General features: G+C 29.4%; 1 protein-coding gene. It reads right to left on the bottom strand.

Features of this window, described 5'->3' with window-relative positions; all coding sequences use genetic code 11:
- A partial coding sequence (locus tag ACVC2P_RS08265; protein ID WP_452598002.1) for a hypothetical protein occupies positions 1-333 on the bottom strand: 333 nt, incomplete at both ends.

Raw genomic sequence — 333 nt, 5'->3', positions numbered from 1 at the left:
GTTCATCAAAATCATCTAAGTTTATTGTAGCAACATCGTATTGTTCTTTAGAAAATAACCACTGGTTTAAATTTTGTAAAGCCATTTGGTAACTAGTATATGCCTGTTCTTTTTGTAGTGTTATTAATTTACCTTGATTTGCTGTAGCACTGTATTCTAATTTAGATATAGCTTGAGTTTCGTATCGTAAATCTATAGCTTTATTTAATCCAGAAAAAACAGAGTCTATTTTGGCGTATGCTTCATAAATTCGTTTTTTAGAATAAGCATTTGCCCAAGCCTTTTGTATGCTTTGTTTTACTTTAAGGCCATTTAAATTAGCATTATTTTCTG

The sequence above is a fragment of the Pontimicrobium sp. MEBiC01747 genome (genome assembly GCF_053601635.1).
Note: the sequence above shows the minus strand (reverse complement) of the source record. Positions and strands in the feature narration are given on the sequence as shown.